This window comes from Thiocapsa imhoffii (assembly GCF_016583985.1).
Taxonomy (GTDB): Bacteria; Pseudomonadota; Gammaproteobacteria; order Chromatiales; family Chromatiaceae; genus Thiocapsa; species Thiocapsa imhoffii.
Genome location: NZ_NRSD01000017.1, coordinates 59,903 through 74,849, shown reverse-complemented (window position 1 = coordinate 74,849; position 14,947 = coordinate 59,903). Strand labels below are relative to the sequence as shown.

Below are 14,947 nucleotides of genomic sequence, written 5' to 3'. Positions count from 1 at the left end.
ATAAGCATACCATGGACATCTCAGACGCTGACCGCATCAAACTCCGTGAGATCACCTTTCACGGGATCCATCCTGACCCGAACCAGGCCATGACCGCCGCGCGTTTCCTCAGCGGTGTTGATGGGATCCTGGGTGCGGATCCGATTGCTCCGACACTGCTCAAGGTGTCCTACGATGTCCTGGTGACCACATTGCACGAAATCGAAGGCGCACTGACCGAGCTTGGCCTCCACCTCGACAGTCGCATGATGTGTCGCTTGAAGCGTGCGCTCTACCACTACACGGAAGAAACGCTCCGCGCCAATTGCGGTTGCCCTAACGGATTGAGTAACTGCACGGAACGGGTCTTCGCCAAGCGCTACGAGTTAATCGAGCACGGGTGCCGCGATCTGCGCCCCGAACATTGGCGCCGTTACCTCTGAACGGGGCACGCCAACGCCGCATGCGGCGCCTCGACCCACACCCGAGTCCGCCGGCATGACCGATGAGGAACTTTTGCGCTACAGCCGCCAAATCCTGCTCCCCGAATTCGGGATCGCGGGACAGGAGCGGTTGCGTCATGCCAAAGTGCTCATTGTCGGCTTAGGTGGGCTTGGCTCGCCGGTCGCCATGTACCTCGCCGCGGCGGGCGTCGGTGACTTGATCCTGGCTGACTTCGACGCCGTGGATCTATCCAATCTCCAGCGCCAGATCCTCCATACCAGCGATCGCTGTGGCACCCCGAAAGCCGATTCGGCCCGCATCACACTGGCCGCGCTTAACCCCGAGGTCAGACTGCATACCGTCAAGCGCAGCCTCACCCACGACACCCTGAACGACTTGATCACAGACGTGGATCTGGTCCTCGACTGCTGCGATAACTTCGCAACGCGGTTCGCGGTGAATGCGGCCTGCACGCAGAACGGCGTCCCTTTCGTCAGCGGTGCCGCCAGTCGCCTCGACGGTCAGGTCACTGCGTTCTCAGGCCAACCTGGTGGTCCCTGCTATCAGTGTCTCTACCCGAATGATGGCGAGGTCGAGGAGACCTGCGCGGCCACCGGCATCCTAGCGCCCCTCGTTGGCATCATCGGCAGTATCCAAGCCCTCGAAGCGATCAAAATCCTCGCTGGCATCGGAGAACCGCTCTTCGGACAGCTCTTATTGCTCGACGCGGCACGGATGCAGTGGCGCAGCGTCCGCGTGACTGCCGATCCGACCTGCTCCATTTGCGCAGACCCGCGCCCCCCGGCGCATCCTCACGGGCCGCGACGTCCGTACCCTTCAACCGAGCGGTCACGATAGGTCGATACCGATGCGTTTCAATGTCACAGCAACCGAGATCAAGAAAGCGAACGTTCCGCACGAACTCTTTCTCACCAACCTCATCGGGAATCACATCCTGCTCGCCGTCGCGCTCGGCGGTCTCGCCGGCAGTTTCCCCTGGGTGATGATTCTAGTTCCGTTGATTTCCTTCAGTATTCTTGGGTACACGCTCTGGCGCGCCAAACGCGCGTTCACCACGGACACCTGGTATGTCATGTGTCATTGGCAAGTCTGCGCGAAGCGCAGTGTGGTGTTCCTAGCGATGCTCAGCTTGCTGCTGGTCGCTATGTTGCTGGGTTGGATCGGTTATGCCTACGGCGGGATGATGAAGGAAGCGGTGTTGGCTCTGGTCATCGGCGTCGGGATCCTACCCGTCATGGGCACCATCCTCGTCCTGATCATGTTCGAATCCGACGCGCTCTATCACGCCAATCAGGCGAAGCTACCCGCTTGGGTGGTCCAGCGCTTTCCCAACGGTGCGGCCGAGGTGATCGAGGAGACCGTGCCCGCGTCGCATCCCGCGGCCTAACAGATCGCGCCAGCGCTTAGGCCATTGCCGGTAAACCGTATCCCAACCGTGGGTTGGGCTTCAGCACGACCAGAACAGGTTTAGGATGGCGAGACCACCGAGTCGGACTGAAGTCCGACCTAGAGTGGGCCGAGGATCGCCTTCGGGGTCGGGGACAAGATGCTCCGGAAATCGCCTTAATCGATCCCAGCCGGAACCGTGCCCAATGCATAGTCGAGCACCAGCCCGAGGAAGATGGCCATCCCAAAATAATTATTGTTCAGAAATGCCTTGAAGCAACGTACCGGATCCCGGTGACGAATCAGCACCTGCTGATAGACCGCCAATGCAGCGGCGACTGCCAGGAAACCGAAGAACAGAGCACCGCGTCCAGCCAGCATGCCGACCCAGGCCAGCAGTGCGAGCATCACCAGCTGGAGCAGACCGATCGCGAGTCGATCGGCACGGCCGAACAGGATCGCGGTCGACTTGATCCCAACCTTGAGATCATCCTCGCGATCGACCATTGCGTACTGAGTATCGTAGATCAGCGCCCAGACCAGCGTCGCTGCGAACAGGATCCAGGCATCGACCGGAATCGTTCCCGTCACCGCGGTGAACGCCATGGGGATCGCCCAACCAAACGCAGCACCGAGAAACAATTGCGGGACATGAGTGAAACGCTTCATGAAAGGGTAGATCACGGTCAGCAAAACCGCCACCACCGAGAGGGCAATGGTCTGCCAGTTCAGCAAGAGCACCAGCCCAAATGCAGCAAGGCTCAGGAGCACGAAGATGGCGACGGCTTCCTGGGGCGAGACGAGGCCCGTCGCCAGGGGGCGATGACGCGTCCGAGCGACCTGGCCGTCGAAACCTCGATCCGCAAAATCATTGATGGCGCAACCAGCCGAGCGCATCAACACCACGCCGAGGACGAAGATCACCACCAGCGGCCAAGGCGGCTGACCATCGCCGGCGAGCCACAAGGCCCACAGTGCCGGCCACATCAGCAAGAAAATGCCGATGGGTCGATTGAGACGGATCAGCAACAGATAGCCATGCAGACGCTCGCGCCAGGTCGGTGCGATGCGACGGCCGGTTTTGACCTGGATAGAACTCATGTCGGCGATCCGCATCCAAACGCAGTCAGAATGGCAAAGGCGTGCGACGGTCAGTAACAGCCACGATACTGCGGACGCGTTCGCAGACCCAAGCCGCATGTCCGTTCGTGCCGAGCGCTGGCGATATGCATCGCGCGGGCACGCGGTAATTTCATCGATTATCGCACAACCTTGCGACTCAAATCGGGCAACGACCACCCTGCGCGTCGTCATGCACCCTGGTCGCGTGCGAGCATGAGTTAGGCCGTGCCAGACCCGGTCAGCTCATGCAGTGGCCCCGCCGTCATTCTTCCCCGAGCAGCCAGGGTCTCTCCTGTTACAATCCCGACAAATCCGGTGAGCCCCCTGGCGACGCCATGCCAAGGCGTTCGCGCAACGCATGACCAAGTCCCATCTACCCAGTCAGCACGAGGCGATGATGCCAATGTCCCAGAGCCACAGACAACGAGGGCCTAGCCTTTTCCTCAGCGGTGCCAGCCTTGGTCTTTGGATCTTGGCGGGCATGGCTGCCGCGGACGGGACGTCCCACGATGGCCACGAGACCCAAGCCCAGAGCAAGCAAGCTGACGCGGCCGCCGCGCCTGCTGTGTTAGTCGATGCGGTGAAAACCGAAGTCGTCGATCACGCGGGACGTTTCATCGGCACCATCCAAGCCATCCAGCAGGTCAAGGTGCGCGCCCGGGTCGAAGGCTTCCTCGAACAAGTCGCCTTTTCGCAAGGGTCGCTCGTCAACACCGATCAACTGCTCTATCAGATCGAACCGGCACCCTTCCAAGCCGCGCTGGATGCGGCCAACGCGGATCTCGCCGCGACGGTCGCCGACATCGCGCGCGCGCAGGCCGATTTGGTCGACGCACAAGCTGAATTCGACCGTTATTCAACGTTGGTCAAGAAGGGTGATGTGTCCCAAGCCGAATTCGATCGCGTCAAAGCCAAGCGCGACATGGCCGCGGCGGATGTCCAACGCGCCGAGGCGTCTAAACAACAGTCCGAGGCCCAGGTCAAGACCGCCCAGATCAATCTCGGCTACACCACGATTTCCAGCCCAATCGATGGCCGCATCGGGGCGACCAATTTCACCGTCGGCAACCTCGTCGGGCCAGGCAGTGAGACCCTCGCGACCGTGGTTCAGCTCGATCCCATCCGCGCCGTCTTCTCGATCCCGAGCGCGGCCTTCGTGCGCATCTCAGACCAGGTTCAGGGCGATGACATCTCAAGCTATGTTCCAGAATTGATCCTGCCAACCGGCGAGCCGTATGCCAAGCCAGGACGCGTCGCCTTCATCGACAATCAAGTGAACCCGGCAACCGGCTCGATCGCGATCTATGCCGACTTTCCCAACCCCGAAGGGATCCTCTTGCCGGGTCAGTTCATCACCGCCGTTGTCCATACCGCCGAGCAGCGTCGCCTGCCCGTCGTGCCGGCGAGCGCCGTGATCCAGACTCGCGATGGCCAGCAGGTCTATGTGGTCGGCAGCGATCACCGCGTGACCCTTCGCAACATCAAGACCGGGGCTCAGGTCGGCACGGGGTTCGCTGTCACCGAAGGCTTACGAGAAGGCGAGATCGTCGTCGTCTCCGGGATTCAGAAGATCAAATCCGGCATGGTCGTCGACCCAAGCCCTGCCGACACATCCAAACACGCGTCCGCTCCGAATCCGTCCCCAGCCAATCCTGACACCGCATCCGCTCCGGCGGCGGACCCGGCCGCGCATCCAGCCGACCCAAGTGACGCAAGCGATGGAGCCAAGCACGACGCAACCAGCAAGACGGGAGACTGATGATGATTTCAAAGGTCTTCGTGGATCGCCCCCGGCTCGCTGCCGTGGTATCGATCGTCATCGTCGTCTCCGGTCTGCTGTCGATCTTCAACATCCCGGTCGCTCAGTACCCGAACATCGTGCCGCCGGTCGTTCAGGTCACGGCCTCGTATCCCGGCGCTGATGCCCAAACCATTGCCGACACTGTTGGTAGCCCGATCGAGCAACAGGTCAACGGCGTCGAGAACATGCTCTACATGTCCTCCACCGCCTCCTCGGCCGGCACCTACAATCTGACCGTCACCTTCGAGGTTGGCACCGACCCGGACATCGCGCAGGTCAATACCCAGAATCGCGTCTCCCAAGCACTCGCCCAACTCCCGCCGGAGGTGCAGGCGCTCGGCATCACGGTCCAGGCCCAGTCGACCAATCTGTTGCTCTTCATCAATGTTTACTCGCCTGACGAGAGCCGTGACCCGATCTTCTTGTCGAATTTCACGACCATCAACATCGAGAACGAGATCGCGCGCATCCCAGGCGTTGGCCAAGCCAGTCTCTTCGGCGCGCTCAACTACTCCATGCGCATCTGGCTCCACCCCGAGCAGATGTCGGCGCTGGGGATCGCTCCGAGTGACGTCATCAACGCGATCCAGGCGCAGAATCTCCAAGCCGCACTGGGACAGATCGGCGGCCCACCGATCGGCGATGATCAGGTCATCCAATACGCCATCGTCACCGAAGGGCAGTTGGTCCAACCCAGCGAATTCGAGGAGATCGTCGTGCGCACGGGCGATGACGGCGCCATCGTGCGTGTTCAGGACATCGCGCGCGTTGAACTCGGTGCTCAGGCCTATACCCAGATCTCCTATCTGAACGGCAAGCCCGCGGCCGCCATCGGCATCTACCAGGCACCGAACGCCAATGCCCTAGAGGTCGCCAAGTTGGTCCGCGCCGAACTCGAGACCCTCAAAAGCCGCTTTCCCTCGGGAGTCGACGCAGAGGTCATCTACGACTCGACCCTTTTCGTGCAGGCATCGATCCAGGAGATTATCTTCACGCTCGCCATCACCTCGGTCATCGTGTTGTTGGTGGTGTTCATCTTTCTGCAGGATCTGCGCGCGACGATCGTCCCCGCCCTCACCATTCCCGTGTCGCTCATCGGGGTCTTCGTGGTCTTGCTCGCGGCGGGATTCTCGGCCAATACCATCAGCCTCTTCGCGGTGGTCCTCGCGATCGGATTGGTCGTCGACGATGCGATCGTGGTGGTGGAAAACGTTCAGCGGATCATGCTCGAAGAAGGTCTCGATCGCCGCTCGGCAACATTGAAGGCCATGGAGCAGGTCACGGGCCCCATCATCTCCACCACCCTGGTGCTGTTCGCGATCTTCGCCCCGGTGGCGTTCCTCCCTGGCATCACAGGCGAGATGTTTCGTCAATTCGCCCTGACCATCTCGGCGGCGGTCGCGATCTCCGCCCTGAATGCCCTCACCCTCTCGCCGGTGCTCTGTTCACTCTTTCTCGGAAAACCGAAGGAGATCAAACGCGGCCCCTTTGCCTGGTTCAATGCCGGCTTCGACAAGACCCGCAATGGTTATGTGCGCCTCGTCGCCCTCATCGCCCGCCGCTCGGCGGTCGCCGGCCTGCTGATCGTCATCATTGGCGGCGTCGCCATCCTGGTCCTCGAGCGGCTTCCGACCGGTTTCATTCCGAACGAGGACCAAGGGGTCATCTTCGTCGACGTCAGTCTGCCGAGCGGGTCGGCGCTCCCGCGCACCACCGAGGTCCTCACGCAGGTGCAACAGATCGCCGCGCGCACTCCTGGCGTGGCCAATGTCATGACAGTCTCCGGCTACAGCCTGCTCACCAGCGCGCCGTCATCCAATAGTGGCATGGGCGTCATTGTGCTCGACCCGTGGGACCAGCGTGAGACACCGGCACTGCGCATCAAGGGGCTGCTCGAGACCCTCCAGAGCGAGATGAACCGGATCCCCGAGGCGACCGTCTTCATGTTTCCACCACCGCCGATTCCGGGTCTTGGCGAGGCGAGTGGCTTCACGATGCAGCTCGAGGCCCTCGGCGGACAGTCACCGATGGAACTGACCCAAACCTTGCAGGGCTTGATCGCAACGGCCAAGGAAGACCCCCGCATCGGGACCGCCTACTCCTCCTTCAGTGCCGATGTTCCGCAACTCTTTCTGGAACTCGACCGCACCAAGGCGCAGTACCTCGACGTTCCGGTTGCGGACGTCTTTGCGACACTCCAGGCTGTCTTCGGGACCACCTATGTCAATAATTTCACCTACCTGGGGCAGACCTACCAGGTCAATGTCCAGGCCGACCAAAACGCACGCCGCAGCATCGAGGATCTCGCCGGGACCTATGTGCGCTCACGCAACGGCGACATGGTGCCGCTCGGTACCCTGGCGACCATCCGCGATGAACTCGGCGCGGACCTGATTTTCCGCTACAACGAGTACCTCACCGCCATGGTGAATGGCACCCCAGGACCGGGCTACTCGGGCGGCGATGCCATGGCCGCGATGCAGGAGGCGGCAAAGAAGGCCCTACCGGAAGGTTATGGCTTCGAGTGGACCGCCCTCTCGCTGCAAGAATCGCAACAGAGCGCGGGTGCTGAAATCGCCATCTTCGGCCTAGCGATCCTGTTCGGCTATCTCTTCCTGGTGGCGCTCTACGAGAGTTGGTCGATTCCCTTCGCCGTCTTGACCTCAGTGACGGTGGCCATCCTCGGTGCCGCCGTCACCCTCTGGATGGTCGGACTCGACAATGATCTCTACACCCAGATCGGCCTGGTGCTCTTGATCGGTCTTGCCGGCAAGAATGCGATCCTCATCGTCGAGTTCGCCAAGGAACAACGCGAATCGGGCAAGAGTCTGTTGGATTCAGCCATGAATGCCGCGCGCATGCGCTTCCGTGCCGTGCTCATGACCGCGCTTGCCTTTATGATCGGCTTACTGCCCCTCGTGCTCGCGACGGGCGCGGGTGCCAATGCACGGATCCATCTCGGCACCACCGTGCTCGGTGGCATGTTATTCGCCGTGGTCATCGGTATCCTGCTAATCCCGGGACTCTACGTCATGTTCCAGTGGTTGGGGGAGAAAGGCAGTGCCTTGATCCAACCCAAGGGGAATCACCCCGAGGCGGTTGCCGGCGAGCCCACCGAGCGGGAGTCGGAGCGCGGCAACTAGCGGAGCACGCCTCACCAACCAGTCCGGGGGGCAGCACGGGCATACTGAACCCGGTGACCGGCGCGCGGTCTCTCAGACGAACGGGGTCGCCCGTCCGCACGCGCGCTCGGGCACGCACCGCGGATGCCGGGACGGGACGCGCCATAACGACTGTCTCAAGCCGGAGGCGCGATCACATGACCATCCTGGCCGCCATCCTCTCGATTGTCCTCGCCACCGCGCCCTGGCTGCTGGTCGGCCTGCTGGCCGCCGGACTGATCAAGGCGCTGGTGCCCGAGGAACGCATTCAACAGTGGATCGGAGGCAATGGCGTGGGTGCCATTGCTCGTGCCGCGGTGGTGGGCGCTCCGCTGCCCTTGTGTTCCTGTGGCGCCATTCCGACCGCACTCATGCTGCACCGCAAGGGTGCCGGACGCGGACCCACGACGGCCTTTCTGATTGGCACTCCTGGGATCGGCATCGACTCCGTGGCGATCACTTTTGCGCTCCTGGGTCCTTTCATGGCCATCGCGCGGGCCCTGGGAGCCGTTCTGACGGCCATCGTCACGGGTCTGCTGGTCGGGATGACGGGCAACCGGGAGCAGTCCATGACACCACGCCAGGAGGCCGCGTCGGCCTGCTGCAGCGGGGCCTGCCGCGGGGACGCGCGGAGCACCCCAGGCGGAGCAAGAACCGCTCCGTCAGAACCGCGGATCGCCACCCGGATCCACTTGGGGGTACGCTATGCCTTCACCGATCTCTTGGATGACATCGGCGCCTGGATCCTTGGTGGCTTAGTCATCGCCGGCATCGTCATGGCCTTGGTGCCACCCGACGCGCTTGCCGTGATCGGCAGCGGTTTCGGCATCATGATCCTGATGGCCATCATTGGCATCCCACTCTATGTCTGCGCCACGGCGGCGACGCCGATCGCGTTGGGCCTCCTGAGCGCTGGCCTCTCACCCGGAGCGGCGCTGGTCTTCCTACTCGCGGGTCCAATGACCAGTGCCGCGACACTCATCCTGCTCCAGCGCGAACTCGGCACCCGAGCGCTCGGCAGTTACCTGTTTGGAATCCTCGTCTCAACCATCCTGCTGGGCACCCTCCTCGATTGGATGCTCCCAGGCTTGCATCTGGAGATCATGAGTCAGGTGAGCGCGACGCAAGAGTTGCTGCCGAGCTGGATCAGCATCCTGTCCCTCATGATTCTGATAGGAGCCGGGGTGCGCCCGCTGCGGCGTGCCATCGCGTCCCAGGCGCGTGCGCGCTGGAGGCATAGGGAGTCGCGTACACACGACTGAGACCGCACGGAGTCCCCGATCGGCTCGGCGCACAGCGCGCGATGGCGGACTCAAGCGCGCTCAGCGGACCCGTACGCGATCGATCGAGACACCGAGCTGTCCATAGATGACCGGATGATCGGACACCGTGCCCGGTTCCGCACTCTGAGGAGACGTCGAACAGCCCGGCAACAGTATCACCATGAGGAGCAGGATCAGAAGGCGCTTCTTCGTCATGTCTCGGAGCACTCCATTCAGTTGAATCGACGAGCAAGAGACGAAGCAACTCTCAGCCCTCGGGAACCGTCACCGCAACACTCGTTGCCCCGACCAGGATGCCATCCGCTTCGAATCGCAGGAAGACACGATTGACCGCCGGATCGAACGCAACCGCCTCGCCTCGGCCCCCGATGACAACCGTGTAGAAAACGGTTCGATTGGCGGCAACCCGGCGCGAGAGAGTCTTACCGCAGGAGAGCCATTGTCCGGTGGCGGTCGTCTCGCAAACCTGCAGATCGACTGGCAGTCGTTGATCGCCATCGTCGGCGCTGATCAGGACCTTTCCGCCGGAACCGATATTGATGGCCGCGGCCGCGAAGGCCGCCTGCCCGAGAGGATTCGGGAGACGGATGACACCGTCCTGCGTCGGCGTCGCGGCAATGGCGAGTAAATCAGGGGGGGCAGTCTGTGCGGCTGAAAGTATGAAGGTGTTGAGCCCAGGATGACTAGGCGCTCCTTCCGCGTTGTCACAGTCAAACCGCAACGGGATCTCCACCGACATCATCGGCACAAGCGGCGTTACCCCAAACACAAAGCTCTGAATTCCCCCCGGTGGAATGGTCACGGGCTCATTGGGTGAGCCGACCAAGTGATTCGTCGCATCGGCTGTTTGGAAGTCGAACAGCGCGGGGATCGATGTTGGTAGCCGGATTGCGCAACGCTCGGCAACAGCGTCACCGGCATTGATGAGGGTGCCGAAGGCCGTTGCTGGCGTACCGACGGCAACCGCCCGAGCATAGGGCAGGACAGCGGCATTGAGCATCGGCTGCCCCAGCCCCGAACAATCCGCAGTCATCAACTGGCGGATCTGACCGAAGCGAGTTCCCGCCCCGTTCGTGGCCGTCGCCCGATAATGGTAGCTGGTGCCGCAGTTCAAACCGGTCAGCGTCGCGGTGAAGAGCTTGCGCCCGGTTCCGGGCTCGACCACCCGCGGCCAGGCACTGATCTTCTCTCCAAGCACTTCCGTCGGGCCGTACTCGAAGCTGACCCAGGCATTGGAGGCTTGCTCATCGACGGATCCCTCCAGCGTCACACTCTCACGACCGATTGCGCGCTTGCCACCCGTCTCGACGATTGGCGGCATGATCCGTGCGTCGCATGGACTGCGCAGCACGCCAGCGAACCGCGGCAACAAGAACTGATCCGCACCCCAAGCCAAGGGGCCCGATGCGTTTGTCGGCATCAGGGGATGCCGGCTCCAGTCGATCGCATCGGCGCTGGTCAGGACCGACATCGTGCCAACCTGCGGATTGATCCCCAGGCTGTCGAATTGAAATTCAAGAGTTTGTGCCAGCGCCAAATATTGGCTGCCATTCCAGATCAACTGCTCGATTGATTCCGTGGTTCCAGACGCGCGCGTCCTCCAATCAACCCCATTGGGGCTTGTCATGATCACGCCTTGCCGACCAACGATCACGAAACCATCGCCACCACTGATGACGTGATTCAGCACATGAGGCGTTGATTGCTTCGTCCAACTGTTGCCATCTGGACTGAAGATGCGCCAATTTTCATAAAATTCATCATCACGTTCGAGTACGACGATGGCGGAACCGCGAGCCGCAATCGAGTGGAGGATTCCAGAGCCCGTGCTCGAGTAGAGATGGCTCCAAGTCAGACCATCCACGCTAGCGAATACCCCCTCGGTGTTGATCGCTAGGAACCGCTGACCCGTCCAGATCACCTGCAAGGGATCCAGAGGCGAAGCGCCAGGGTAGAAGGTCCAGGTGATGCCATCTACGCTGAGCAAGATACCCGTGCCCGTAAGCGCAAGGTATTGTCCCCCGCCCCAGACCAAGGTCCTCAGGCGATCCGCACCAGTGCGCGTATGGCGCACCGCCCAAGCGACGCCATCGCGACTGGTCAAGATGTCGCGGCCGGCAATGGCGACGAACTGGTCGCCATCCCAGATGATCTGGCCAAAATTGAGCGCATTCCTGGTCGATTGCTCGACCCAATTCGTGAGATTCTGGCTCGTCAACAGCATACCCGCGCCCCCAACGGCGACGAATCGCTCCTGATTCCAGGCCAGACCATCGAGTGACTCGGTCACTCCGGTCTGTTGCTCGATCCAGGCTTGGCCATTCGAACTGGTTGCAACCAGTCCGTCTCTGCCCGTCACGACGAACAGGTCGCCAGTCCAGTGCAGGTCCAAAAAGATGCCGGGGGATCGTGATGCAACCGACCAATGAACGCCATCCGCACTCGTCAGGGTCACACTCGAATCGGTTCGCGCTGCCGGATCATCCGGCCCCCAGCCCACGGCGAGATAGCGTTCTCCGTTCCAGGCCAGACGCTTGAGCGCAGCCCCAAAGCTGGCGACCTCGCTCCAGGTCAGGCCATCTTGACTGACGAAAAAAGACGATCGCGGCGCGGGACTGAACTGATTTCGAGCAGCCTGGCCCACGGCGATCCAGAGTCCATGACCCCAGATCACATCCATCAGCAGGACGCTGTTGTCGTTCGGTTGCAGGGTCCAGTGGCGGCCATCCTCGCTCGTAACGATGAGCGTTTCGTATTGATTCGGCTCGCCCTCGTGATAGAACTTGCCAAGCCCTCCGGTGGCGACGAAGCGCTCGCCATTCCAGGCAACACTCTGGAGATCACCTTGAACTGATGACAGGCGTTCGGTCCAGGACTGTCCATCAGGGCTGGTCAGGATGGCACCTTGACGCCCAACCACAACAAATTGGCTGCCCGTCCAAATCACCTGATTCAAATCACGACGCGTCCCGGACACTGCTAGTGTCCACTGGATTCCGTCTAAGCTGGTCAGGATGGTCCCGTACGCGCCGACGGCGACGAACACACCACGGCCATGGGTAACACTCTTGAGGCGATTGCCTTGCGGTTGCGGGACGATCCATTCCCAATCCACACCGCACACCCGCGTTCCGGCGAACAGGTCGGTCATCGGCACCAGTGCCGCCGCAAGCATGACGATCGAACACGTTATGAAGATTGATAGACGCGTCAGGGATCGCTTAATGAACATCGGTCTTTCCTCGCCCCATTCCCTCGGATCATGGTGGCGGCACGATCTCCGCCGCTCGGACGCGGTGGGACACTCTCAGGTGCCGCCACCACGGAATACCTTTTCAACTATAGACCAAACGGAATCGGGGTGAGCTGAACCGTCCACGCGGTCGGTTGGCACACCCGACCGGCCCGCGCGGCGTCAACGGGTTACTCAACGCACCGCTGCCCGCTCCGCGGCGAAGGCTCTGCTCGGGGTCCACTGCGTCGCCCAGTTCACACCGCGATTCCTGTTATCCTTGCGCCATTCTCAACACCACATCAGGTCTCGCTGCTGGCTCTGTTGAGCCTGCCGTGACGACCAAACGTTTTGGCCCACCGGGATCGCGTACATGACCACACGCCTGGCGATATTCGTATCCTTCTCCGGGGACGGCGGGGTGGAGCGCGTGATCGTCAATCTCTGCCAGGGCTTCCTCGACCAGGGCTTCGCCGTTGATTTGTTGTTGGTCAAGGCACGTGGTCCGCATTTCGCCAAGCTCCCGGTGGGCGTGAACATCATTCGCCTCGGCTCCTCACACACCGCCCTCTGTCTGCTGCCGCTGGTGCGGTATCTTCGCCGTGAACGTCCGCCCGCGCTGCTCACCGCCAAGAACCGCGGCAATCGCATCGCCTTACTCGCCGGAGCCCTAGCGGGCGGATCGACACGCATCGTCGTGCGCATGGACACACATCTGTCGAAAGCGCTGGAGCACAGCAACCTCCTGCGTCGGCTCGCCTATTATCTGCCCATGCGGTGGCTCTACCCACGTGCCCATGCCATCGTCGCCGTCTCCCAAGGCGTCGCGGACGACACGGCCCGGATCACGGGCCTGCCGGCGGAGCGGATCACCGTGATCCATAATCCGGTGATCGCCCATGATCTGTTCGAGCAAGCCGCTGAGCCAGTTGTACATCCCTTTCTGTCGCCGAAGACGACTCCGGTGCTGGTTGGTTCAGGTCGCCTCACCCGCCAGAAGGATTTCCCCACCCTGCTCCGCGCCTTTGCGATCGTGCATGCCCGCCGCCCCTGTCGGCTTCTGATCCTCGGCGACGGTGAGCCGGGCGCCCGCGCGGCACTCGAAGCCCTAGCCCTGGACCTGGGGATCCAGGAGGCGTTGTCTCTTCCCGGTTTTCGTCCGAATCCCTATGCCTATCTCGCGCGCTGCGATCTGTTCGTGCTCTCGTCGATCTGGGAGGGCTCACCGACGGTGTTGACCGAGGCCCTGGCCTTGGGGATCCCGGTGGTCGCAACCGATTGCCCAAGCGGACCCCGTGAAATCACCCAGAACGGGCGCTATGGCCACCTGGTCCCGATGGAGGATCCGGAGGCCCTCGCCGCAGCAATCACGGTGGCACTCGACACACCACCAGATCGACTTGCCCTGCAACAGGCGGTGGCCGATTATCACACCATCGCCAGTACCGCAGGGCATCTGCGTGCACTTGGTCTGGCGCCTTGAGTCTGGAGGTTCAGATGCACCATCGGGTCTTCGTCTACGGCACCCTGCTCCGTGGACAGGTGAATCATCACCTGCTCGCCCATGCCGAGCGTCTCGGACCCTTGCGCACGGCACCCTGCTTCACCCTCTACTTACTCGGAGCCTATCCTGGTGCCGTGCGTGGCGGCGTCAGCCCAATTCACGGTGAGGTTTATCGCGTCGATCGCGCCGGCTTGCGTCAACTCGATCGGCTCGAGGACTATCCGCGTCTCTACGACCGCCAGTTGCTGCCCTCGCCCTATGGCCGCGTCTGGATCTATCTCTACCGCGGGTCGGTGAAGGATCGGGCCATCATTCACGCAGGCGATTGGCGCGCCTTCGCAGCCGCTCCCGATTCGATTCGCGCCGCCGGGATCCGCTGCGTTCGTGATCCGAAGAATCCGCGCCGACCAGCCTACACCACACCCCGCCGAGCGCTCGACCGGCCCCCATCGGAGGATGGGCAAAGCCCGTAACCACGACGTCATGTCACGACGTCCAACCTATTCAACTCAACGATCTGTCCCCGTACCCATTGCACCGGAGCCAACGCCATGTCTGAAGAGGGCCGTTTCAAGATCCATCTCGAGCAACAGGAAGGGTTTCAGATCAAGGTCGCCTTTGATTGGAAACGGGCGGCGGATCTCATCATGGATGAACCGCCACCGCTCGGTGAGCAACAGGGTCCGAACGCCTCGCGACTGCTTGCGGCAGCGGCCGCCAACTGTCTCAGCGCAAGTCTCCTCTACTGTGTCTTCAAAGAGGAGCCACCCGCGTCCTGCGTGCGTGCCGAGGCCATCTGCGTCATGGTCCGCAATGCGAAAAAACGCCTGCGTGTCGGTCGGCTGGAGGTGACCTTGATTCTTGAAGACGTCGTCATCCAGGCGCCTCGCTTCGCCCGCTGCAAGGACCTCTTCGAGGATTTCTGTGTGGTCTCGGCCAGTATTCGGGAAGGCATCCCGCTGCGGGTTACGGTGCAGGACACCGCCGGAAACGTCCTGCATCATTCGGAATGAA

Annotated in this window: 12 protein-coding genes; 9 read left to right on the top strand and 3 right to left on the bottom strand. The window is 61.9% G+C overall.

Features of this window, described 5'->3' with window-relative positions:
- Positions 1-11: 11 nt before the first annotated feature.
- Genes CKO25_RS15010 through CKO25_RS15000 form a run of 3 tightly spaced genes read left to right on the top strand, consistent with a single transcriptional unit; the run spans position 12 to position 1,831 of the window.
- Positions 12-422 carry a hypothetical protein gene (locus CKO25_RS15010; protein WP_200388760.1) on the top strand — a complete coding sequence of 137 codons (411 nt, stop codon included), beginning with the start codon at positions 12-14 and terminating at the stop codon, positions 420-422.
- A gap of 55 nt (positions 423-477) precedes the next feature.
- Entirely contained in the window at positions 478-1,281 is an 804-nt protein-coding gene (locus CKO25_RS15005) for a HesA/MoeB/ThiF family protein (protein ID WP_200388759.1), read from the top strand.
- A gap of 10 nt (positions 1,282-1,291) precedes the next feature.
- Positions 1,292-1,831 (top strand): hypothetical protein, encoded by a 540-nt coding sequence (locus tag CKO25_RS15000; RefSeq protein WP_200388758.1) that lies wholly within the window; start codon positions 1,292-1,294, stop codon positions 1,829-1,831.
- A gap of 176 nt (positions 1,832-2,007) precedes the next feature.
- On the opposite strand, the gene ubiA is transcribed toward CKO25_RS15000, so the two are convergent.
- Positions 2,008-2,931, bottom strand: a complete 924-nt coding sequence (ubiA, locus tag CKO25_RS14995; protein WP_200388757.1) for a 4-hydroxybenzoate octaprenyltransferase — start codon at positions 2,929-2,931, stop codon at positions 2,008-2,010.
- 502 nt (positions 2,932-3,433) lie between these two features.
- Here ubiA and CKO25_RS14990 point away from each other — a divergent pair.
- The 3 genes from CKO25_RS14990 to CKO25_RS14980 all read left to right on the top strand — a co-directional run bounded on the left by CKO25_RS14990 (position 3,434) and on the right by CKO25_RS14980 (position 9,176).
- On the top strand, positions 3,434-4,711 hold the full coding sequence (locus CKO25_RS14990) for an efflux RND transporter periplasmic adaptor subunit (protein ID WP_200388756.1): 1,278 nt from the start codon (positions 3,434-3,436) through the stop codon (positions 4,709-4,711).
- Positions 4,711-7,896: an efflux RND transporter permease subunit gene (locus CKO25_RS14985; RefSeq protein ID WP_338115143.1), complete on the top strand. Its 3,186-nt coding sequence runs from the start codon at positions 4,711-4,713 to the stop codon at positions 7,894-7,896. The genes CKO25_RS14990 and CKO25_RS14985 overlap by 1 nt, the downstream gene beginning before the upstream one ends.
- Before the next feature lie 176 nt (positions 7,897-8,072).
- Positions 8,073-9,176 (top strand): SO_0444 family Cu/Zn efflux transporter, encoded by a 1,104-nt coding sequence (locus tag CKO25_RS14980; RefSeq protein WP_200388755.1) that lies wholly within the window; start codon positions 8,073-8,075, stop codon positions 9,174-9,176.
- Positions 9,177-9,236: 60 nt separating this feature from the next.
- Here the strand turns inward: CKO25_RS14980 and CKO25_RS14975 are convergent, their stop codons facing one another.
- Together CKO25_RS14975 and CKO25_RS14970 are read right to left on the bottom strand one after the other, a co-directional pair.
- Positions 9,237-9,392, bottom strand: coding sequence for a hypothetical protein (locus CKO25_RS14975; protein ID WP_200388754.1), 156 nt, complete (start codon positions 9,390-9,392; stop codon positions 9,237-9,239).
- 52 nt (positions 9,393-9,444) lie between these two features.
- Positions 9,445-12,372 carry a WD40/YVTN/BNR-like repeat-containing protein gene (locus CKO25_RS14970; protein WP_200388753.1) on the bottom strand — a complete coding sequence of 976 codons (2,928 nt, stop codon included), beginning with the start codon at positions 12,370-12,372 and terminating at the stop codon, positions 9,445-9,447.
- A 430-nt stretch (positions 12,373-12,802) separates the two neighbouring features.
- Here CKO25_RS14970 and CKO25_RS14965 point away from each other — a divergent pair, with 430 nt between their 5' ends.
- The 3 genes from CKO25_RS14965 (at position 12,803) to CKO25_RS14955 (ending at position 14,946) form a co-directional block, all read left to right on the top strand.
- Positions 12,803-13,912, top strand: coding sequence for a glycosyltransferase (locus tag CKO25_RS14965; protein WP_200388752.1), 1,110 nt, complete (start codon positions 12,803-12,805; stop codon positions 13,910-13,912).
- A 14-nt stretch (positions 13,913-13,926) separates the two neighbouring features.
- Positions 13,927-14,406: a gamma-glutamylcyclotransferase family protein gene (locus tag CKO25_RS14960; protein ID WP_200388751.1), complete on the top strand. Its 480-nt coding sequence runs from the start codon at positions 13,927-13,929 to the stop codon at positions 14,404-14,406.
- 78 nt (positions 14,407-14,484) lie between these two features.
- The gene (locus CKO25_RS14955; protein WP_200388750.1) at positions 14,485-14,946 is read left to right on the top strand and encodes an OsmC family protein; all 462 of its coding nucleotides are present in this window, start codon (positions 14,485-14,487) and stop codon (positions 14,944-14,946) included.
- The last annotated feature ends 1 nt before the right edge of the window (position 14,947 follow it).